14 protein-coding genes are annotated in these 19,606 nt (G+C 72.0%); 12 read left to right on the top strand and 2 right to left on the bottom strand.

Going from position 1 to position 19,606, the window contains the following annotated elements; all coding sequences use genetic code 11:
* Positions 1 to 85: 85 nt before the first annotated feature.
* The gene (ettA, locus tag NFT33_RS03130) at positions 86 to 1,750 is read right to left on the bottom strand and encodes an energy-dependent translational throttle protein EttA (protein WP_149503214.1); all 1,665 of its coding nucleotides are present in this window, start codon (positions 1,748 to 1,750) and stop codon (positions 86 to 88) included.
* A 223-nt stretch (positions 1,751 to 1,973) separates the two neighbouring features.
* Between ettA and NFT33_RS03120 the strand changes: the two genes are divergently transcribed.
* The 7 genes from NFT33_RS03120 to NFT33_RS03090 are packed head-to-tail and all read left to right on the top strand — an operon-like array spanning position 1,974 to position 9,724.
* Positions 1,974 to 2,456 carry a type IV pilin protein gene (locus NFT33_RS03120; protein ID WP_309296105.1) on the top strand — a complete coding sequence of 161 codons (483 nt, stop codon included), beginning with the start codon at positions 1,974 to 1,976 and terminating at the stop codon, positions 2,454 to 2,456.
* On the top strand, positions 2,450 to 3,127 hold the full coding sequence (locus NFT33_RS03115; RefSeq protein WP_251673108.1) for a GspH/FimT family pseudopilin: 678 nt from the start codon (positions 2,450 to 2,452) through the stop codon (positions 3,125 to 3,127). The genes NFT33_RS03120 and NFT33_RS03115 overlap by 7 nt, the downstream gene beginning before the upstream one ends.
* 20 nt (positions 3,128 to 3,147) lie before the next feature.
* Positions 3,148 to 3,636 (top strand): type IV pilus modification protein PilV, encoded by a 489-nt coding sequence (pilV, locus tag NFT33_RS03110; protein ID WP_251673106.1) that lies wholly within the window; start codon positions 3,148 to 3,150, stop codon positions 3,634 to 3,636.
* 11 nt (positions 3,637 to 3,647) lie between these two features.
* Entirely contained in the window at positions 3,648 to 4,859 is a 1,212-nt protein-coding gene (locus tag NFT33_RS03105) for a PilW family protein (protein ID WP_251673105.1), read from the top strand.
* Positions 4,860 to 4,890: 31 nt separating this feature from the next.
* Positions 4,891 to 5,568, top strand: a complete 678-nt coding sequence (locus NFT33_RS03100) for a pilus assembly PilX family protein (RefSeq protein ID WP_251673103.1) — start codon at positions 4,891 to 4,893, stop codon at positions 5,566 to 5,568.
* 26 nt (positions 5,569 to 5,594) lie between these two features.
* On the top strand, positions 5,595 to 9,035 hold the full coding sequence (locus tag NFT33_RS03095; protein ID WP_251673100.1) for a pilus assembly protein: 3,441 nt from the start codon (positions 5,595 to 5,597) through the stop codon (positions 9,033 to 9,035).
* Positions 9,017 to 9,724: an energy transducer TonB gene (locus tag NFT33_RS03090; RefSeq protein WP_251673098.1), complete on the top strand. Its 708-nt coding sequence runs from the start codon at positions 9,017 to 9,019 to the stop codon at positions 9,722 to 9,724. The genes NFT33_RS03095 and NFT33_RS03090 overlap by 19 nt, the downstream gene beginning before the upstream one ends.
* 16 nt (positions 9,725 to 9,740) lie before the next feature.
* Here the strand turns inward: NFT33_RS03090 and NFT33_RS03085 are convergent, their stop codons facing one another.
* On the bottom strand, positions 9,741 to 10,679 hold the full coding sequence (locus NFT33_RS03085; RefSeq protein WP_149503206.1) for a histone deacetylase family protein: 939 nt from the start codon (positions 10,677 to 10,679) through the stop codon (positions 9,741 to 9,743).
* 90 nt (positions 10,680 to 10,769) lie between these two features.
* Between NFT33_RS03085 and NFT33_RS03080 the strand changes: the two genes are divergently transcribed.
* Genes NFT33_RS03080 through NFT33_RS03060 form a run of 5 tightly spaced genes read left to right on the top strand, consistent with a single transcriptional unit; the run spans position 10,770 to position 19,601 of the window.
* A complete protein-coding gene (locus NFT33_RS03080) occupies positions 10,770 to 11,708 on the top strand; it encodes an AAA family ATPase (protein ID WP_246607011.1) in 939 nt (312 codons plus the stop codon).
* Position 11,709: 1 nt separating this feature from the next.
* Positions 11,710 to 12,756: a DUF58 domain-containing protein gene (locus NFT33_RS03075; RefSeq protein WP_251673096.1), complete on the top strand. Its 1,047-nt coding sequence runs from the start codon at positions 11,710 to 11,712 to the stop codon at positions 12,754 to 12,756.
* Positions 12,753 to 14,831, top strand: a complete 2,079-nt coding sequence (locus NFT33_RS03070; RefSeq protein ID WP_251673094.1) for a transglutaminase TgpA family protein — start codon at positions 12,753 to 12,755, stop codon at positions 14,829 to 14,831. The genes NFT33_RS03075 and NFT33_RS03070 overlap by 4 nt, the downstream gene beginning before the upstream one ends.
* A 16-nt stretch (positions 14,832 to 14,847) precedes the next feature.
* Positions 14,848 to 15,246 (top strand): lactoylglutathione lyase, encoded by a 399-nt coding sequence (gene gloA / locus NFT33_RS03065; RefSeq protein ID WP_149503202.1) that lies wholly within the window; start codon positions 14,848 to 14,850, stop codon positions 15,244 to 15,246.
* Between the two features lie 47 nt (positions 15,247 to 15,293).
* Entirely contained in the window at positions 15,294 to 19,601 is a 4,308-nt protein-coding gene (locus NFT33_RS03060) for a DEAD/DEAH box helicase (RefSeq protein WP_251673092.1), read from the top strand.
* The last annotated feature ends 5 nt before the right edge of the window (positions 19,602 to 19,606 follow it).

Below are 19,606 nucleotides of genomic sequence, written 5' to 3'. Positions count from 1 at the left end.
GTCTCCGGGATCGGTTCGCGATCGGTTCGAATTCAATGTAACACCGAGGCCGGAAGCCTGAAGCTCCCGGTCCCGGCTCACGTCATCACTTCAGGGCCTTGTAGCGGAAGCGCTTCGGGCGGGCGCCCTCTTCGCCCAGACGGCGCTTCTTGTCGGCCTCGTACTCCTGGTAGTTGCCGTCGAAGAAGAACCACTGCGAGTCGCCCTCCGCCGCCAGGATGTGGGTGCAGATGCGGTCGAGGAACCAGCGGTCGTGCGAGATGATCATCGCGCTGCCGGCGAACTCCAGCAGGGCTTCCTCCAGCGCACGCAGGGTCTCGACGTCGAGGTCGTTCGACGGTTCGTCCAGCATCAGCACGTTGCCGCCCTGGGCCAGGGTCTTGGCCAGATGCAGGCGGCCGCGCTCACCGCCCGAGAGGCTGCCCACCAGCTTCTGCTGGTCGTTGCCCTTGAAGTTGAAGCGGCCGATGTAGGCGCGGCTGGGCATGACGAACTTGCCCACCACGATGTTGTCCAGACCGCCCGAGACGTCTTCCCAGACGGTCTTGCTGTCGTCCAGGCTCTGGCGGCTCTGGTCGACGAAGGCCAGGCGGGCGGTCTTGCCGATGGCGACCTCGCCCGCGTCCGGCGCCTCGACGCCCTGGATCAGGCGGAACAGCGTCGACTTGCCGGCACCGTTCGGGCCGATGATGCCGACGATGGCGCCGGCCGGCACCTTGAACGACAGGTTCTCGATCAGGACGCGGTCCCCGAAGCTCTTGGAGACGTTCTTGAACTCGATGACCTCGTTGCCCAGGCGCTCGGCCACCGGGATGAAGATCTCGTTGGTCTCGTTGCGCTTCTGGTAGTCGACGTCGCTCAGCTCCTCGAAGCGGGCCAGACGCGCCTTGCTCTTGGCCTGGCGGCCCTTGGCGTTCTTGCGCACCCACTCCAGTTCCTGCTTCATGGCCTTGGCGCGGGCGTCCTCGGTCTTCTGCTCCTGCTCCAGGCGCTTTTCCTTGCCTTCCAGCCAGTCGGAGTAGTTGCCCTTGTACGGATAGCCCTGGCCGCGGTCGAGTTCCAGGATCCACTCGGCGGCGTTGTCGAGGAAGTAGCGATCGTGGGTGATGGCAACCACGGTGCCGGAGAAGCGCTGCAGGAAATGCTCCAGCCACTCGACCGATTCGGCGTCCAGGTGGTTGGTCGGCTCGTCCAGCAGCAGCATGTCGGGCTTGGACAGCAGCAGGCGGCACAGCGCGACGCGGCGCTTCTCGCCGCCCGACAGCGGGCCGATCAGCGCATCCCACGCTGGCAGGCGCAGCGCGTCGGCGGCGATCTCCAGCTGCAGGTCGGTGTTCTCGCTGCCGGCCGCCGCGATGATGGCCTCCAGCTCGGCCTGCTCGGCGGCGAGCTTGTCGAAGTCGGCGTTCTCGTCGGCGTACTCGGCGTAGACCTGCTCCAGGCGGGCCTTGGCCGCCATCACGCCGCCGATGCCCTGCTCGACCGCCTCGCGCACCGTCTGGCCCGGATCGAGCTGCGGCTCCTGCGGCAGGTATCCGATCTTCAGGCCCGGCATCGGCACGGCTTCGCCCTCGATGTCCTTGTCGAGGCCGGCCATGATCTTCAGCAGCGTCGACTTGCCCGAACCGTTCAGGCCCAGCACGCCGATCTTCGCGCCGGGGAAGAAGGACAGCGAGACGCCCTTGAGGATCTGCCGCTTCGGCGGAACGATCTTGCCGACGCGGTTCATCGTGAATACGTACTGGGCCATGGGTGTGCGGTTGCCTGTCTGTGGGGTTGCGAAGAATTCCGTATTGTCGCCGCAGTTGCCGAGTGCAGTCTCGCGGCCCCGAGCCTCGGGCCGGCAGCCGACGGACGGCCGATCGGGGCCGACCAGCGGCGTGCCGCACCGGTGACGGGGGCGCGGCCACGGCCTAGCATCGCGCATCCTTTCATTTTTGCGCGATCGCCGATCGAAGGCCTCGCGACCCGACATGCTCCGCCCGACCCCCGTTTCCATCCGCAGCCTCCGTCCGAGCCGGGGCTTCACGCTGATCGAGGTGATGGTGGTGGTGGCCATCATCGGCATCCTGGCCTCGGTGGCGCTGCCCTCCTACAACGACTACATGCGCCGCAGCACGCTGCCGGAGGCCTTCACCTTCCTGTCGAACGACCGGGTGGCGATGGAGCAGTACTACCAGGACAACCGCAACTACGGCAGCGGCGCCTGCGCGAGCAAGACCGGCGCGGTGCCCTCGGCCGGCAACCTGCCCGACAAGGGCGCGAGCCTGAAGTTCAGCTTCAGCTGCACGCTGGGCGACAACGGCCAGAGCTATGTGCTGCGCGCCACCGGCAGCGCCGGCCATGCCGTCGGCCATGTCTACGAGACCGACCAGGCCGGCAGCCAGCGCACCACGCTGTTCAAGGGCGGCAGCGTCACCAAGGCCTGCTGGCTCAAGCGGGGCAGCGAATGCTGAAGCCGACACCGCTGGCACTGGCGCGGTCGCCACGCACACGCCGCGACCGCGGCTTCACGCTGATCGAGCTGATGGTCGCGCTGGCGGTGGCCGGCCTGCTGCTGATGGGCGCCCTGCCGCTGGTGCGCGAATGGATGATGAACATGCAGGTCCGCAATGCCGCGATGTCGATCGCCGGCGGGCTGGAAAAGGCCCGCGCCGAGGCGGTGCGGCGCAACCGCGACGTGACCTTCTCGCTGGTGTGGAGCGGAAGCAGCAGCCCGGCCAGCCTGTCGAACGACTGCACGCTCTCGTCGCTCTCGGCCTCGTGGATCATCAGCCTGGAAGATCCCACCAGAGGCTGCGGTGGCACCCTGCTGACCGGCGACACCAGCGCGGCCGACAAGCCGAGGCTGCTGGCACGCCACGCCCAGGGCGACGGCTCGCCCGACGTGATCGTCGGCGTCTACGATGCCAGCTGCGCCAGCGCCACCGGCGAGACGCAGGTGGTCTTCAACAGCTTCGGCCGCGCCGCGACCAGCCCGGCGCCGATGCGCTGCATCGTGGTCCGCCATCCCGGCAGCGACACCACCCACACGCTGCGGGTGATGCTGGGCACCGGCGGCAGCGTGCGCACCTGCGACCCGGCCGTCACCGAGCGCGACGATCCGCGCACCTGCATCCCGACCTGACACGATCCGAGACTGTCGCCATGGCCCTGCCCGCCGCCCGCCTCCACCGGCCACGCCCGCGCCCGGGCCGCTGCGCCCGCGGCTTCGCGCTGATCGAGGCGCTGATCGCGCTGCTGATCTTCTCGCTGGCGGTGCTCGGCCTGGTCGGCCTGCAGGCGGCCATGACCCGCGCCAGCACCGGCGCCAAGTACCGCGCCGAGGCCACCTACCTCGCCACCGACCTGATCGGCCGGATGTGGAGCAACCGCGCGATGCTGAAGGACTTCAGCGACTGCCAGGCCAGCAGCGCCTGCAAGGCCTGGCTGAGCCGGGTCGAAGAAACCCTGCCGGCCGGCACCGCCACCGTGTCGGTGGTCGACCGCATCGACACCGCGCTCGACGACGCGCCCCGGGTGGCGCCCTACTCGGTCAGCGAGGTCACCGTGCGGGTGCGCTGGCAGCCGCCGGGCGAGAGCGCGGCGCACGAGTTCTCGACCACCACCGTCATCAGCGCCAACCCGACCTCGTGAACCCGGACGCCATGACACCCACCCTTCCTGTTCCGATCGCCCGCCTGCAGGCGCGGCAGCGCGGCATGACGCTGATCGAGCTGATGGTCGGCATGGTCATCGGCCTGCTCGCGGTGCTGGTGATCAGCCAGGTCGCGATCCTGTACGAGGGCCGCAAGCGCACCATCACCTCCGGCTCGGATGCGCAGGTCAGCGGCGCGCTGTCGCTGATGGCCATCCAGCGCGACCTGCAGGACAGCGGCTACGGCCTGGCCGAGGGCGGCGCGGTCGGCTGCCCGGTGCGCGCCCGCCACAGCAGCATGGCCGCCGGCCAGCTGCTGCGCTTCGTGCTGGCGCCGGCCGTCATCACCGACGGCAGCGACGGCGCGCCCGACCGCATCGCGGTGCTGCTGAGCCGGCCGGCCGACTTCGCGGTGCCGGTGCGGGTGGTCAGCGACCATCCGCGCGACGGCCAGGCCTTCGGCATCGGCACCGGCAGCGGCCTGGGGCTGCGCCAGGGCCACCTGATGCTGGCGGTGCCGACGACGGTGCCCGATCCCAGGCCGCTGGCCAGCGACGAGACCAGCTGGTGCAGCATCTTCAATCTGACCGCCACTCCGGATGCGGAGAGCACCTCGCTGGCCCATGCCGCCGACAGCAGCGGCCCGTGGAACCCGGATGCCGGCAGCACCCCGGTCTTCCCGGGCACCACCGGCGTCAGCGTGGCCTATCCCACCGGCAGCCTGCTGCTGAACCTGGGCACGCTGACCCGGCGCACCTACTGCATCAGCGGCCTGGGCGACGACTGCGACAGCGCCGGCCGCCCGCAGGTGCCGCTGAACCTGCGCCAGATCTCCTTCAGCAGCAGCACCGCCCGGGACAGCGTCGAGGACCTGCATCCCCAGGTGGTGCAGCTGCAGGCGGTCTACGGCATCGACAGCAGCGGCAACGACCGCATCGTCGACCAGTGGAGCGCCACCGCGCCGACCACCGCCGCCGGCTGGCGCCAGATCATCGCGCTGCGGGTCGCGGTGGTCACCCGCAGCGTGCAGGACGAGCGCCGGCCCGACCGCAGCGGCGACAAGGTGGTCACGCCCGACCTGCCGGTCTGGCATCCGGACGGCAGCACCGCCGAGGACCTGCGCGTCGACCGGGTCGTCGGCGACCCGTGGCGCAACTACCGCTACAAGGTCTACGAGACGGTGGTGCCGCTGCGCAACATGCTGTGGCAGGCCGCCTCGTGAGCGCCGCGCAGCGCAAGGACATGCGATGACGATGAAACGCCCTGCCTCCGGCCGACCCCGCCGCCGTGCCGCCCGCGGCGCCTCGCTGGTGTTCGCGATGATCACCGTGGTGGCGCTGTCGCTGGCGGCCGTCGCGCTGGTGCGCTCGGTCGACACCGGACTGAACATCCTGGGCAATCTCGGCTTCAAGCAGGACACCCTGCTGGCGGCCGACCGCGCCACCCAGACCGCCATCCGCTGGATGCAGCAGCAGATCAAGACCGACACCACCGGGCTGGATGCCAGCCTGGTCGACGCGGGCTATGTCGCCGCCTCGATCGCCGATCTCGACCCGGCCTCGACCCGCACCGATGCCGAGCGGGTGGCCGTCGACTGGAAGTTCGACAACTGCAGCTCCCAGCCCGGACGGACGCCCAAGGCCTGCGTCAAGCCACTGAAGGAAGCCATCACCGACGAGACCGCCGGGCTGAGCTCGCGCTACCTGATCGTGCGGCTGTGCTCGGCCGCCGGCAGCAGCACCGACGGCAAGGTGCGCTGCCCGCGCCCGCCCAATGCCAGCAGCACCGTCTCGGGCGAGCGCAACCAGCTCACCAGCTCCAGCAGCACCCGCCTGGGCAGCAGCACCGTGACCGAGTACTACCGCATCATCGTGCGCACCGAGGGCGTGCGCGACACCGTCAGCTTCACCGAGACGCTGGTGCATTTCTGACCCGACGCCGCCACGGAGCCGCCGCCATGACCCGCCCCCTCGCCTCTTCGCCCGCCGCCCTGACCGCCACCGCGCTGGCCGCGGCCCTGGCACTGGCCGCACCGCTGGCCCCGGCCCAGGTGATCGACGTCGCCCAGGGGCCGCTGAACGCCGCCGGCACCCAGGTCAAGCCGAACATCATGTTCATTCTCGACGACTCCGGCTCGATGGGTTTCGAGTTCATGCCGGACGACGTGGACGACAGAGGTTCGCCACAGGATGAATTCAAAGTGGGCTATTGGTCAGCGCAGTGCAATGGCGTGGCCTTCGATCCCTCGCTCGAGTACGCTCCGCCAGTCAACGCCGCAGGCGCACAGTACCCCAACGCAAGCTTCACCGTAGCGCCGGCCGATGGCTTTCGCACTGGCTCAGCGACGACCGATCTGAACAACAGATTCTATTACGTTTACGTGCCCTACACCGGCTCGCCAGCGGCGATGTCATGGACGTACAAGAGCTGGGGGGAAGTTGCTGCAGACACGACCTTTTACAGGGAGTGCATGCAGACAAGGGCAGCAGCAGAAGCTTCCGGGCGCTTCCGGAAAGTCACGCTGAACACCGCCGACACCAGCGCCGCCGCGGTGGCGCTGCGCCAGAAGTACGCCAACTGGTACACCTACTACCGCAGCCGCAAGCTGACGATGCGCAGCGCGGTGGGCCGCTCCTTCCGCAGCATCGGCGAGAACTACCGTGTCGGCATCACGCTGCTGAGCGATGACACCGTCACCAGCAGCAGCTTCCTGAATGTCGCCGACTTCGTCGACCGCAGCGGCGTGGGCAGCGGCCTGCAGCGCAGCGACTTCTACCGACTGCTCTACAGCGCCGAGACGGTCGACGGCTACACCCCGCTGCGCGGGGCGCTGTCCAAGGTCGGCCGCTACTTCGGCAAGACCTATCCGGGCCAGAACACCGACCCGGTGCAGCACTCCTGCCAGCGCAACTACGCGCTGCTGTCGACCGACGGCTACTGGAACGAAGGAAAAGTCGGTGAGCCCGGCTACGAGACCGGCAACTACCGCCCGTTCAAGTTCGACAACAGCGGCCTGGTCGGCCAGCAGGACGGCACGCTTGCGCGCCCCTACCGCGACAGCACCGGCAGCGATGGCGGCGGCGACAGCAATTCGCTGGCCGATGTCGCCTACCACTTCTGGAGCCAGGACCTGCGCCCGGACCTGAAGAACGACGTGCCGGCCACCGAGCGCGACAGCGCCACCCACCAGCACCTGACCACCTTCACCGTCGGCCTGGGCGTGCGCGGCACGCTGACCTACGACCGCAACTACCTGACGCAGACCAGCGGCGACTATGCCGACATCGTCGCCGGGCGCAAGCAGTGGCCGGTGCCCACCGGCACCAAGGACAGCAGCGCCTACGGCGACGCCACCCACATCGACGACCTGTGGCATGCGGCGGTCAACGGCCGCGGCCAGTACTTCTCGGCCAGCAATCCCGACTCGCTGGCCGACGCGATCAGCACCATGATCAGCGAGATCAGCAAGGACAGCGGCTCGGGCGCGGGCGCAGGCACCAGCACGCTGACCCCGGTGACCGGCGACGACTGGATCTTCCTGCCCAGCTTCAGCAGCTCGCCGAGCTGGTATGGCGACATCCGCGCCTTCCGCTTCGCCAGCGACCCGCTGACCGGCGCGCTGATCGCGCCCGACACCGCCGAGGGCAAGGAGATCTGGAGCGCACGCAGGAAGCTCGATGCACGCGCCGAGCCGCGCCGCATCCTGTTCGGCAAGCCCGACGGCACGCTGGCGGACTTCACCTACGCCAATCTGCAGGCCGCCAACCTGCAAGGCTCCTTCGACATCGCCTGCACCGCGACCAAGAGCAGCCTGTCGCAGTGCGCGATGCTCAGCGATGCGGCCAAGGCCAAGGTCAACGGCCCCAACCTGGTCAGCTACCTGCGCGGAGACACCTCGCTCTACATGAGCCAGAAGATCACCGAGAACCAGGTCTTCCGCACCCGCAGCTCGCTGCTGGGCGACTTCGTCAACAGCTCGCCGGTCTATCTGGCCAAGGCGCCGTTCAAGTACGCGGACGCCGGCTACAGCGCCTTCGCCACCGCGCAGGCCAGCCGGCTGAAGATGATCTATGCCGCGGCCAACGACGGCATGCTGCATGCCTTCCGCGTCGGCGAGAGCACCACCGACAGCACCGGCGGCGAGGAGGCCTGGGCCTTCGTGCCGCGCGGCGTGATCAACGGCGCGTCGATGTGGCGCCTGGCCGACACCACCTACGAGGCCAACCACCGCAACCTGCTCGACGCCACCCCGGTGATCGGCGATGTGTACGACAGCACCACGAAGCAGTGGCGCACGATCCTGGTCGGCGGCATGGGCGCGGGCGGGCGCTACTACTACGCGCTGGACATCACCTCGCCGCTGCAGCCGCAGCTGCTGTGGGAGTTCACCGACGGCAATCTCGGCCTGACCTTCGGCAATCCGGTCATCACCAAGAACGCGGCCGGACGCTGGGTGGTGGCCTTCACCTCCGGTCTCAACAATGTCGGCGACGGCATCGGGCGCCTCTTCGTGCTCGATGCGGTCGACGGCCGGCTGCTGCAGACGGTGGCCACCCCGGCCGGCAACGCCACCGCGCCGAACAATCTCGGCCGCCTGAATGCCTGGGTCGCCAGCGAGACCGACAACACCGCGCTGCGCTACTACGCCGGCGACATGCAGGGCAGCCTGTGGCGCTTCGATGCGGACGACCGGGTCGCACCCTCGGGCACCGAGGCGGTGCGGCTGGGCCGCGCGCTCGACGCCAATGGCACGCCCCAGCCGATCGTCGGCATGCCGCTGCTGACCGAGATCACCACCAACGGCGTGGCCACCGCGATCATCAGCTTCGGCACCGGCCGCCTGACCAACATCGGCGATCTCGCCAGCACCGGCGTGCAGAGCATCTACGCCATCAAGGACATGCTGCAGGACACCGGCATCGGCGGCAGCGGCGACACCCAGGTCGCGCTGCGCCACAGGGACGCGAACCTGGTGCAGCAGACGCTGGTCACCAGCGCCAGCACCCGCCGGGTCGATCCGGTCAATCCGGTCGACTGGTCGCTGCAGAACGGCTGGTACGTCGACCTGAGCCTGAGCAGCGGCGAGCGGGTGGTGCTCGACGGCGTGCCGCTGGGCTCGGGCGTGCTGGCCTATGCCTCGTCGATCCCGAACAGCGACCCGTGCAGCAGCGGCGGCAGCGCCTGGCTCTACCAGTTCGACATCGGCAAGGGCTCGGTGCTGGCGGCAACCAGCTATTCCTCGCTGCTGGTGGGCATCGGGCGAACCGTCGACAGCAAGGGCAACATCAGCGTGGTGGCCACTGCGCGCGACCAGAGCCTGTCGCTGGCCGCCTCCAGCGCCGGTGTCACCACCAAGTCCAACCGGGTGCGCCGCACCGCATGGCGGGAGCTGAACTGAGCCGGGCCGGCACCTGGCTGCCGGTCTCGCTGCTGCTGCATGCGGCGCTGCTGGCGGCCGCGCTCGCGCGTGGCGGCGAGCCGGCGACGTCAGGCGCTGCTGCGACGGCCCGGACGGCTGGCGGGCTGAGCGTGCGTCTCTCGGCCGCACCGACCGCCCCGACACCGGCACCCGCCACGACGCCGGCCCGATCCGAGCGCACTGCACGCGACAGGCCGCCTTCGATGCCGGAGCCAGCACCTGATGCGGCTCCTGAGGCGGCTCCTGATCCGCTTCCTGATCCGGTACCGCAGCCGCTGCCCCCGCCCGGGGCCGGCCAGCCTCAGGCGGCGGTCGAGCCCATGCCGTCGCCCGGCGCGACCGAACCGGACGACGACAGCACCTACCTCGCGCCCGATCAGCTCGACCGGCGCGCACAGGCGGTCGCAGCGATCGATCTGCCCTACCCGGATCTCGCCCCGCCGGGACATTTCCGCGCCGCGCTGACGCTGTTCATCGAGCACGACGGCCGGGTCAGCCGGGTGCGGCTGGAACCGGATCCGCACGCGCCAGGCGGCGGCGCGCTGCCGCCGGTGCTGGAGGACAGCGCCCGCCAGGCCTTCCTGGCCAGCCTGTTCGAGCCGGGCAAGCTTGGCGGCCGTGCGGTGCGCAGCCGGCTGCGGATCGAGGTGGAGTTCCGGGACGACTGAAGCCGGCCCGGGCCGCTCAGACTCCGGCCAGCACCCGCAGATGCGCCGCGACGCTGCGCGCCAGCGAACTCAGCACATAGCCGCCTTCCAGGCAGGAGACGATGCGCCCCTTGGCATGGCGTTCGGCCAGGTCGACCAGGCGCTGGGTGATCCAGGCGTAGTCGGCCTCGACCAGGCCGAGCTGGCCCAGATCGTCCTCGCGATGGGCGTCGAAGCCGGCGGAGATGAAGATCATCTGCGGCCGGAAGGCCTCCAGCCGCGGCATCCAGTGCAGGTCGATCAGCTCGCGCACCTCCATGCCGCGGGTGTAGGCCGGCACCGGCACGTTGACCATGTTGTCGCCCATCGGCACGCCGCCGCTGTAGGGGTAGATCTGGTCCTGGAAGAAGCTCGCCATCAGGATGCGATCGTCGCCGGCGACGATGTCCTCGGTGCCGTTGCCGTGGTGCACATCGAAGTCGATGATCGCCACCCGCTCCAGACCGCGCATGTCCAGCGCATGGCGCGCCGCGATCGCGATGTTGTTGTAGAAGCAGAAGCCCATCGCCTCCGAGCGGGTCGCATGGTGGCCGGGCGGGCGGATCGCGCAGAAGGCGTTGGCATAGGTGCCGTCGATGACCGCGTCGGTGGCGGCGATCGCCGCACCCACCGAACGCAGCATCGCCTGGCGGGTGGCCGGGCAGACGCTGGTGTCGGGATCGAGCGCGCGGTGCTCGCCGGTCTCGGCCGCCTGGCGCAGGAACTCGTCGAGCTCGACCAGATAGCGCTCGCTGTGCGCCAGCATCAGGTCTTCGTGGCGCGCCAGCGGCACCTCGTCGGGGCGGTGCAGCGCGATGTCCAGGCCGGTGGCCAGCAGATGGTCCTCGATCGCGTCGAGGCGCTGCGGGCATTCGGGGTGTCCCGGGCCCATGTCATGGCCGCGGCAGTCGGTATGCGTGTAGAAGGCGGTGCTCATGGTCTGTGTTCGCGTCAGTGCGACGGCTGTCCGCACTGCGTTGTCCCTCTTGCTTCAGGTATGGTGTTGATGATGACAAGCCCACATCACATGCAGCTGACACAGCCGGCCGTCCTGTCCCGGCTGCTCGAGCGCCTGCTCGGACAGATCGGATCGGTGGTGGTCGGCAAGCCGGTCCAGATCCTCGACAGTGTCGCCTGTCTTCTCGCCGGGGGCCACCTGCTGATCGAGGACGTGCCCGGTGTCGGCAAGACCACGCTGGCGCACGCCCTGGCCGCCGCGCTCGGACTGCGCTTCGCCCGGGTGCAGTTCACCGCCGACCTCACGCCCAGCGACCTGATCGGTGTCAGTGTCTACGAGCGAAACCGCGAGAGCTTTGTCTTCCATCAAGGCCCGGTCTTCACCCAGGTGCTGCTGGCCGACGAGATCAACCGGGCCGGGCCGCGCACCCAGAGCGCGCTGCTGGAGGCGATGGAGGAGCATCAGGTCAGCGTCGACGGCGAGACGCTGCGCCTGCCCGCGCCCTTCTTCGTCATCGCCACCCAGAATCCGGCCGAGCAGATCGGCACCCATGCGCTGCCGGAGAGCCAGCTCGACCGCTTCCTGATGTGCCTGACGCTGGGCTATCCCGATCCGGCCTCGGAGCGTGCGCTGCTCGAGGGCCACGACCGCCGCGCCGCGGTGCGCGAGCTCGCGGCGGTGATGGGTGCGGCCGAGCTGCAGGCCGCGCAGGCGGCGGTGCAGCAGGTGCATGCGGCACCGGCCTTGCTCGACTACCTGCAGGCGCTGATCGCCGCGACCCGCGACGGGCGCTGGTTCGTGCAGGGCCTGTCGCCGCGCGCGGCGCTGGGGCTGCTGCGCGCGGCGCGTGCACGCGCGCTGCTGGCCGGGCGCGACCATGTGATCCCGGAAGACCTGCAGGCGCTGGCGGTGCCGGTGCTGGCGCACCGGCTGCAGCCCCGGCCCGGCGCCGGGCGCAGCCGTGCCGCGCAGGTGCAGGCGATGATCGAGGCGGTCGGGCTGGTCTGACATGCGCCCTGGCCGCATCGGCGCGACGCTCCAGCGACGGGTGCACGACTGGCGCGAGGCCCGCCAGCCACGCACCGACCGGCTGGCGCTCACCCAGCGCAATCTCTACATCCTGCCGACCGCCTCGGGCTGGCTGTTCGCGCTGCTGCTGCTGGCGCTGCTGCTGGCCTCGATCAACTACCAGCTCAATCTCGGCCATCTGCTGACCTTCTCGCTGGCCAGCGCCGGGCTGGTCGCGCTGCATGCCACCCATGCGGCGCTGCGCGGGCTGGAGCTGGAGCTGGTGAGCGCCGAGCCGGTCTTCGCCGGCGAGCGCCTGGAGCTGCAGATCCGCCTGGACGACCGCCATCCCGCCCGCCGGCCATGGCGCTTCGGCCGCCACGGCATCCTGCTGCGCTGGCGCGAGCCGGCCGGCACCGAAACCGGCACCGACGCAGCAGCCCCGCGCAGCACCGGTGTGCCCGAGGGTGGCTCGGTCACCGTGCGGCTCGAACGCCCGACCCCGCGGCGCGGCGCGCAGACACTGCCGCCGCTGGAGATCGAAAGCCGCTTTCCGCTGGGCCTGTTCCGCGCCTGGGCGGTGTGGCGCATCGCGCGCGAGCCGCTGGTCTGGCCAGCGCCCGAGCCGGACGCGCCGCCGCTGCCCGAGCCGCTCGATCACGGCGATCCCGGTCCGCGCCGTCTGGCCCGGCCCGGCGCGGAGGACGGCGAGAGCGGCATGCGCGCCTGGCGACGCGGCGACCGGCCCTCGCAGGTGCTGTGGAAGCAGTCGGCGCGCAGCCTGGCCGGCGGCGGCACGCTGCTGGTGCGCGACCCGCCGCCGCGGCCCGAGCCGGGCCGCGAGCTGCGGCTGGAGGCGGCGCAGCTGGCCGGCCTCGACGACGAAGCCCGGCTGCGCCGGCTCTGCGCCTGGGTGCTGGAGGCCGAGCTGCAGCAGCGCCGCTGGGAGCTGGTGCTCGGCGCGCTGCACATCGGCGCGGGCAGCGGCGCGGCACAGCGGCGCGCCGCGCTCGACGCGCTGGCGCTCTGGCCGGGAACGGGGCGATGAACCTGCTGCCGCCCGCCCTGGCCGTCGCGATCGACAGCCGCCCGCGCGAGACCCGCGACACCCTGTTCCTGCTCGCGGTGCTGGCCTGGACCCTGCTGCCGCAGATCACCCAGGTGCCGGCCTGGTGCTCGGCCCTGGCCTATGCGGCGCTGGCCTGGCGGGCGCGGCTGGCCTGGCGTGGCGCGGCGCTGCCCTCGCGCTGGCTGCTGCTGCTGGCGCTGGTGGGTGCCTCGCTGGGCACGATGCTGAGCCATCAGACGCTGCTGGGCAAGTCGGCCGGACTGACGCTGCTGGTGGTGCTGGCGGCGCTGAAGACGCTGGAGCTGCGCGCCCGGCGCGATGCCACCGTCGTGTTCTTTCTCGGCTTCTTCCTGGTGCTGGCGAGCTTCCTGCACTCGCAGTCGCTGCTGACCGCGCTGGCGATGGGCATCTCGGTCTGGACCCTGCTGGCCGCCCTGGTGCTGGCGCACATGCCCGAGGACCGCCCGCCGCTGACGCTCGCGCTCGGCCTGGCCGCGCGGCTGCTGCTGACCGGGCTGCCGCTGATCGTGCTGCTCTTCCTGCTCTTCCCGCGGGTCGCGCCGCTGTGGAGCCTGCCTGCGGACGGCACCGGCCGCACCGGCCTGTCCGACCGGCTGCAGCTCGGCCAGGTGGCCGAGCTGGCGCAGGACGACAGCCCGGCGCTGCGGGTGCAGTTCGACGGCGAGCCGCCGCCGCCGGAGCTGCGCTATTTTCGCGGCCCGGTGCTGGCCGACCCCGACGGCAGCGGCTGGCGCATGCGGCCGGGCCTGACCGGCGAGCCGGCGCCGGCCCCGGCGCCAGGTGCACCGCTGCTGCGCTACCGCATGACGGTGGAGCCGCTGAACATCAGCACCCTGCCGCTGCTGGAGCGGGCGCGCTTCGCGCCTTTGCCTGCCGAAGGCCATCCCCGCTGGCTGCGCCACCGCGACGGCGCCTGGATGGCCGACCGACCGCTGGCCGGGCGGCTGCAGGTCCAGGCGCAGGCGGTGCTCGACATGCCGCTGCACCGCACACCGGCCGGTGCGGGCACAGGTACAGGCGCCGGCACGCCCGGGCCCGCCGAACCGCCCCCCGCGCTGCGCCAGGATCTGGCGCTGCCGGACGGCCGCCATCCGCGCACCCGGGCCTGGGCACAGGCGCAGCTCGATGCGGACGGCCGGGCCCGCCACGAGCCGGCCCGCGCCGCGCAGCAGCTGCTCGACCACATCCGCCGCCAGCCCTATGTCTACACGCTCGCCCCGGGCGAAAGCGGCCCCGAGCCAGTCGACGAGTTCTGGCTCGACCGGCGCAGCGGCTTCTGCGAGCACTACGCCAGCGCCTTCGTCATCGCGATGCGGGCTGTCGGCGTGCCGGCACGGCTGATCACCGGCTACCAGGGCGGCCGGATCAATCCGGTCAACGGCATGCTGGAGGTGCGCCAGAGCGATGCGCATGCCTGGGCCGAATACCACGACCCGCGCCGCGGCTGGGTGCGCATCGATCCGACCGCGGCGGTGGCGCCCGAGCGCATCCTGCAGCCGGCACGCGCCGGCGGCGGTGGCGGCGCGATCGCCGACACCTTCGCCGCGCTCGATCCGCTGCTGCTCGAGCGCATGCGCGCGCTGTGGAGCGCGGCCGACCACCGCTGGAACCAGTGGGTGCTGGGCTACGGCAGCCAGGGCCAGCGCGATCTGGCGCGCTCGCTGGGCTGGCAGATGCCCGACGCCACCACGCTGGCGCGGCTGCTGGCCGGACTGATCGGCGGCTTCGCGCTGGTCGGCGCGCTGATGCTGATCGGCCCGCTGCGCCGGCGCGATCCGGACCGGCTGTGGCGCCAGGGCCAGGCGCAGCTGCGCGAGGGCCTGCGCCGGCGCGGCCTGCCGGTGGCCGAGCATCACGGCCCCGACACCCTGGCGCAGCAGGTGCGCCAGCGCTGGGGCGCCGCCGGCGAGCCCTTGGCCACACGGCTGCAGGACCTGGGGCAATGGCGCTACGCTCGGCACGGCCAGCGTGGCGCCCTGCGTCCGCTGCTGCGACAGGCCCGCCAGGCCCTGCGCCGGCTGCCTCCCTCATGAACCCGGGTCTTTCACGATGAGAATCCTCCACACCATGCTGCGCGTCGGCGACCTGCAGCGCTCGATCGACTTCTACACCCAGGTGATGGGCATGACGCTGCTGCGCACCACGCACCGGCCGGAGCAGAAATACGACCTGGCCTTTCTCGGCTACGGCAGCAACCCCGAGCATGCCGAGCTGGAGCTGACCTACAACCACGGCGTCGACCGCTACGAGCTGGGCAGCGCCTACGGCCACATCGCCGTCGGCGTGGAAGATGCCGCCGCCACCTGCGCGGCGGTGCGCGAGCGCGCGCAGGCGCTGGGCGGTGCGGTCACCCGCGAGGCCGGTCCGGTCCAGGGCGGCAGCACCGTGATCGCCTTCATCACCGATCCGGACGGCTACAAGATCGAGCTGATCCAGCGCGGCACCTGAAGCCCCCGGCGCGACCGTCGCCACCACAGCGGCACAATCGGGCCCCGATGAATGCCGTGCCCCCCACCCCCGTTGCGCTTCCCGAGGATCTGACGCCGCTGCAGCGCGATGTGCTGCAGGCGCTGGCCGTGCTGACCGGCCACCGGCAGCGCGCCGTCATCCACAAGTTCCTGCAGGCCGCCAGCTGGCTCACCGACAAGGGCCGCCCCCCCACCGGCGACGCGGTGCGCCGCGCGGTCGACGAGCTGGCCGCACAGGGCCGGCTGGCCGCTCACCCGAGCCGCAGCGGCTACTGGGCGGTGCCGCCCGAGCTGCACACCGCCGCCTGGCTGAGCGGGCTGGCGCGCGACACGCCCGAGCGGCTGGCCCAGGCACTGGCCGAGGTCGACGGCCTGGGCGAGGTGTCCCTGCCCTTCGGTGGCCGGGTGCGCATCGTGCCCTTCGTCAACATGGATGCGGCCTGCGCCGCAGTGCGGCTGACGCTGTTCTGCGGCGCCCCGCCTGAGCAGCTCGAGCCGCTGCGGCTGCGCTGCGGCTGGGGGCTGGAATGGCAGGCCGTGCTCGAGCGTGCGCTGTTCGACCGCCTGGACACCACGCTGCTGATGCGGCTGCATCCGCTGATGCGCATGGAGGCGCTGCAGTCCTGCCTGGAGCTGCGCCTGCGCCGCTGGAGCTGTCCGGACGGGCTGCCGATGCGCGAGCTGGTCGACACGCTGCTGAGCGAGGCCGGCCGCGATCCGGCCCTGATGGCGCTGCTGTCGGGCCACTCGCTGCCGATGGCCATCGAGGAATGGCGGCTGCTGGCGCAGCTGCCCGACGACCCGCCGCTGCCCCCGGTCGAGCCGGTCGATCCAGCCACGGACCTGATGCCGGCGCTGCTCGAGGCCCATGCCGGCCTGCGGTCGATGGCGGCCGGCCGCTGGGCCGAGGCGACCCGGCACTACAGCACCGCGCTGGAGGGCCTGCGCCGCGTCACCGGCCTGCGCAAGGAGCTGCTGCCGGCCTGGCTCGCGCTCGGCCATGTGCTGGCGCTGATGGCGCAGGGCACACCCGCATCGCTGACGCAGGCGCAGAAGTTCTGCCTGACCGAGAGCGGCCGCCGCCAGGCCGGCACCGACAGCCTCTGGGGCCTGCTGGCGCTGGCGATCCGCATGCGCCAGGGCGAGGAGCGCCGCGATCCGCGTGCGCTGCCGATCCGCAGCCGGCCGCCGCACCTGCACACGGACGATCTGGCCAGCTGGATCGGCCGGGCCTGGCTGCATGATCCGGCCAGCGATCCCGCCCTCGCCCCGGCCGAGCGCACGATCGCGCTGGAGACGATCACCCGCCTGCACCAGTGCGGCCTGACGCTGCTGGCCGGGCTGATGGAGTCGGCGCTGGCGGTGCTGGAGGGACGCACGCCCGAGCGGCCCTTCATCACCGGCGCGTCGCTGCACCAGCCCGCCTGGCAGCGCGCGCTCGACGAGCTGGCCCGGCTCGGCCAGGACAGCGCGGCGCGCCCGGAAAGCGCCGGCCACGCCACGCGCCTGGTGTGGGTGCTGTCGGTCAACCCGCACGGCGCGCTGGAGGCCATCCAGCCGATGGAGCAGCGCCAGGGCCCGCGCGGCTGGGGCAAGCCGCGCGAGCTGCCGCTGTCCCGGCTGCTGCGCGACGACAGCCTGCCGCCGCAGGACCTGCGGCTGGTGCGCTGCATCCGCGCCAGCGTGCATGAGCGCGGCGGCCAGCGCCTCGATCTGGCCCAGGCCATCGTCGCGCTGGTCGGCCATCCGCTGATCGAGTTCGACGACACGCCCGGCGTGAACGTGAGCCTGACCGAGACACCGGCCGAGATCGACGTGACCGACCTGGGCGCGCGGCTGCGGGTCACGCTGCTGCCGCCGCCGCGCTGGTGCGACCCGCAGGCCGACCGCAGCGAGCCGCAGCTGCCGATCATCAACGCCGCCGACCAGCGCGAGGCCGAGCAGCTGCTGCTGACCACCGTGCTGCGCGACGGGCCGGACCGGGCGCGGGTGGTGCGCTTCAGCGCGGCGCAGAAGCGCGCCGCGCAGCTCATCGGCACCGGCCTGGAGGTGCCGCACGAGGCGATGGCGCAGCTCGACGAGGTGCTGCGTGGCCTGGGCGCGCATTTCCGCATCCAGAGCGACAGCGCCGGCGCGACCGGCCCGGACGGCGCGGCGCCCGCGCAGGCGCAGGAAGTCGAGGCCGAGACGCGGCTGCGTGCCGAGCTCACGCCCGAGGGCGACGGGCTGGCGCTGCGGCTCGCGGTGGCCCCGCTGGGCGCCGAGGGACCGCGGCTGGAACCCGGCCAGGGCCGGGTGCGGCTGATCGCCGCCTCCAGCGGCGGCACGCCGCGCGCGACGCGGCGCGATCTGGCGCGCGAGCGCGATCACCTGGAGCGGGTGCTGGAGGCCTGCCCGATGCTCGAGCCGCTGCCCGACGGGGCGCCGGCGCGCTGGTCGGTGGCCGAGCCCGAGCTGGCGCTGGCGCTGCTCGAGCGGCTGCACACGCTGCAGGCGGTCGAGGCGCTGGACTGGCCGCGCGGCCGCCCGATCCAGGTCGACGGCGCCGGACTGCAGCAGCTCAAGGTGCGGGTGCGCAGCGGTCAGGACTGGCTGGCGCTCGACGGCGGCGTCGAGATCGACGAGCAGCTGGTCTTCAGCCTCGGGCGGCTGCTCGACTGGAGCCGCACGCGGCGCAGCCGCTTCGTGCCGATGGGCGACGGCCGCTATCTGGCGCTGACCGAGGAGCTGCGCGGCCGGCTCGAGGAGATGGCCGGCGTGGCCGAGATCCGCCAGGACGCCGCACGGCTGACGCCGCTGGCCGCGCCGTGGCTGGAACAGACGCTCGAGGGCAGCCGGCTCGAGACCGATGCGCGCTTTCGCGAGCGCGTCGAGCGGCTGGCGCGGCTCGAGCGCCAGGTGCCGCGCCTGCCCGGCACGCTGCAGGCCGAGCTGCGGCCCTATCAGCAGGAAGGCTTCGAGTGGGCGATGCGCCGCGCCGGCGCCGGTCTGGGCGCGATCCTGGCCGACGACATGGGCCTGGGCAAGACGCTGCAGGCGCTGGCGGTGCTGCTGGCGCGCGGGCGCGGCGGCGCGGCGCTGGTGGTGGCGCCGACCTCGCTGATCGGCAACTGGCTGGCCGAGGCGCACCGCTTCGCGCCGGCGCTGCGCCTGAGCGACTTCGGCGCGACGCCGCCGGCCGAGCGCGAGGCGCTGCGCATGGCCGCCGGCCCGAACGAGGTGCTGCTGGTGTCGTACACGCTGCTGCAGCTCGACGCCGAGGGCTTTGCCGGCCGCGACTGGCACACGCTGGTGCTCGACGAGGCGCAGGCGGTCAAGAACGCCGCGGCACGGCGCAGCCAGGCGGTGCATGCGCTGCGCGCGGACTTCCGGCTGGCGCTGTCGGGCACGCCGATCGAGAACCGGCTGGCCGAGCTGTGGTCGATCATGCAGATCTGCAATCCGGGCCTGCTGGGCACGCAGGCGCAGTTCTCGGAGCGCTTCGCGGTGCCGATCGAGCGCGACCGCCACCGCGGCCGCCAGCGCACGCTGCGCCGGCTGGTCGGGCCCTTCATCCTGCGCCGCACCAAGTCGCAGGTGCTGGAAGACCTGCCGCCGCGCACCGAGCTGATCCTGCCGGTCGAGGCCGAGCCGGCCGAGCAGGCGCACTACGAGGCCCTGCGCCGCCAGGCGCTGAAGGAGGCCGAGGAGGCGCTGCAGGGCGATGCCGGCAGCGGCAGCGCCCAGCTCCACCTGCTGGCGCAGCTGACCCGGCTGCGCCGCGCCGCCTGCGATCCGCGCCTGGTCACGCCGGAGCTGTCGCTGGCCGGCGCCAAGGTGCGTGCCTTCGGCGACCTGGCGCGCGAGCTGGCCGCCAACGGCCACCGCACGCTGGTCTTCAGCCAGTTCGTCGACTTCCTGCAGCTGCTGCGCGCCACGCTCGACGAGGCCGGCCTGAGCCACCAGTACCTGGATGGCGCCACGCCTGCGGCCGAGCGAAGCCGCCGTGTCGCCGCCTTCCAGGACGGCGAGGGCGACTTCTTCCTGATCAGCCTGAAGGCCGGCGGCTTCGGCCTGAACCTGACCGCGGCCGACTATGTGGTGATCGCCGACCCGTGGTGGAACCCGGCCGCCGAGGACCAGGCCTCGGGCCGCGCGCACCGCATCGGCCAGCAGCGCCCGGTCACCGTCTACCGGCTGGTGCGCCAGGGCACGCTGGAGGAGCGCATCGTCGCGCTGCACCACGACAAGCGCGAGCTGGCCGCGCAGGTGCTCGACGGCGGCGACGGACCGGCCCAGGCCCCGCTGGCGCCGCAGGAGCTGCTGGCGCTGATGCGCGGCGACGATCCGCAGTGAGGCGG

It is taken from the genome of Sphaerotilus sp. FB-3, from assembly GCF_023706025.1.
GTDB lineage: Bacteria > Pseudomonadota > Gammaproteobacteria > Burkholderiales > Burkholderiaceae_C > Sphaerotilus > Sphaerotilus sulfidivorans.
Note: the sequence above shows the minus strand (reverse complement) of the source record. Positions and strands in the feature narration are given on the sequence as shown.

What these genes read in the sequence shown, in the direction of transcription:
- ettA (WP_149503214.1), bottom strand. Translation starts at nt 1,750, where the DNA reads ATGGCCCAGTACGTATTCACGATGAACCGCGTCGGCAAGATCGTTCCG.
- NFT33_RS03120 (WP_309296105.1), top strand. Translation starts at nt 1,974, where the DNA reads ATGCTCCGCCCGACCCCCGTTTCCATCCGCAGCCTCCGTCCGAGCCGG.
- NFT33_RS03115 (WP_251673108.1), top strand. Translation starts at nt 2,450, where the DNA reads ATGCTGAAGCCGACACCGCTGGCACTGGCGCGGTCGCCACGCACACGC.
- pilV (WP_251673106.1), top strand. Translation starts at nt 3,148, where the DNA reads ATGGCCCTGCCCGCCGCCCGCCTCCACCGGCCACGCCCGCGCCCGGGC.
- NFT33_RS03105 (WP_251673105.1), top strand. Translation starts at nt 3,648, where the DNA reads ATGACACCCACCCTTCCTGTTCCGATCGCCCGCCTGCAGGCGCGGCAG.
- NFT33_RS03100 (WP_251673103.1), top strand. Translation starts at nt 4,891, where the DNA reads ATGAAACGCCCTGCCTCCGGCCGACCCCGCCGCCGTGCCGCCCGCGGC.
- NFT33_RS03095 (WP_251673100.1), top strand. Translation starts at nt 5,595, where the DNA reads ATGACCCGCCCCCTCGCCTCTTCGCCCGCCGCCCTGACCGCCACCGCG.
- NFT33_RS03090 (WP_251673098.1), top strand. Translation starts at nt 9,017, where the DNA reads ATGGCGGGAGCTGAACTGAGCCGGGCCGGCACCTGGCTGCCGGTCTCG.
- NFT33_RS03085 (WP_149503206.1), bottom strand. Translation starts at nt 10,679, where the DNA reads ATGAGCACCGCCTTCTACACGCATACCGACTGCCGCGGCCATGACATG.
- NFT33_RS03080 (WP_246607011.1), top strand. Translation starts at nt 10,770, where the DNA reads ATGCAGCTGACACAGCCGGCCGTCCTGTCCCGGCTGCTCGAGCGCCTG.
- NFT33_RS03075 (WP_251673096.1), top strand. Translation starts at nt 11,710, where the DNA reads ATGCGCCCTGGCCGCATCGGCGCGACGCTCCAGCGACGGGTGCACGAC.
- NFT33_RS03070 (WP_251673094.1), top strand. Translation starts at nt 12,753, where the DNA reads ATGAACCTGCTGCCGCCCGCCCTGGCCGTCGCGATCGACAGCCGCCCG.
- gloA (WP_149503202.1), top strand. Translation starts at nt 14,848, where the DNA reads ATGAGAATCCTCCACACCATGCTGCGCGTCGGCGACCTGCAGCGCTCG.
- NFT33_RS03060 (WP_251673092.1), top strand. Translation starts at nt 15,294, where the DNA reads ATGAATGCCGTGCCCCCCACCCCCGTTGCGCTTCCCGAGGATCTGACG.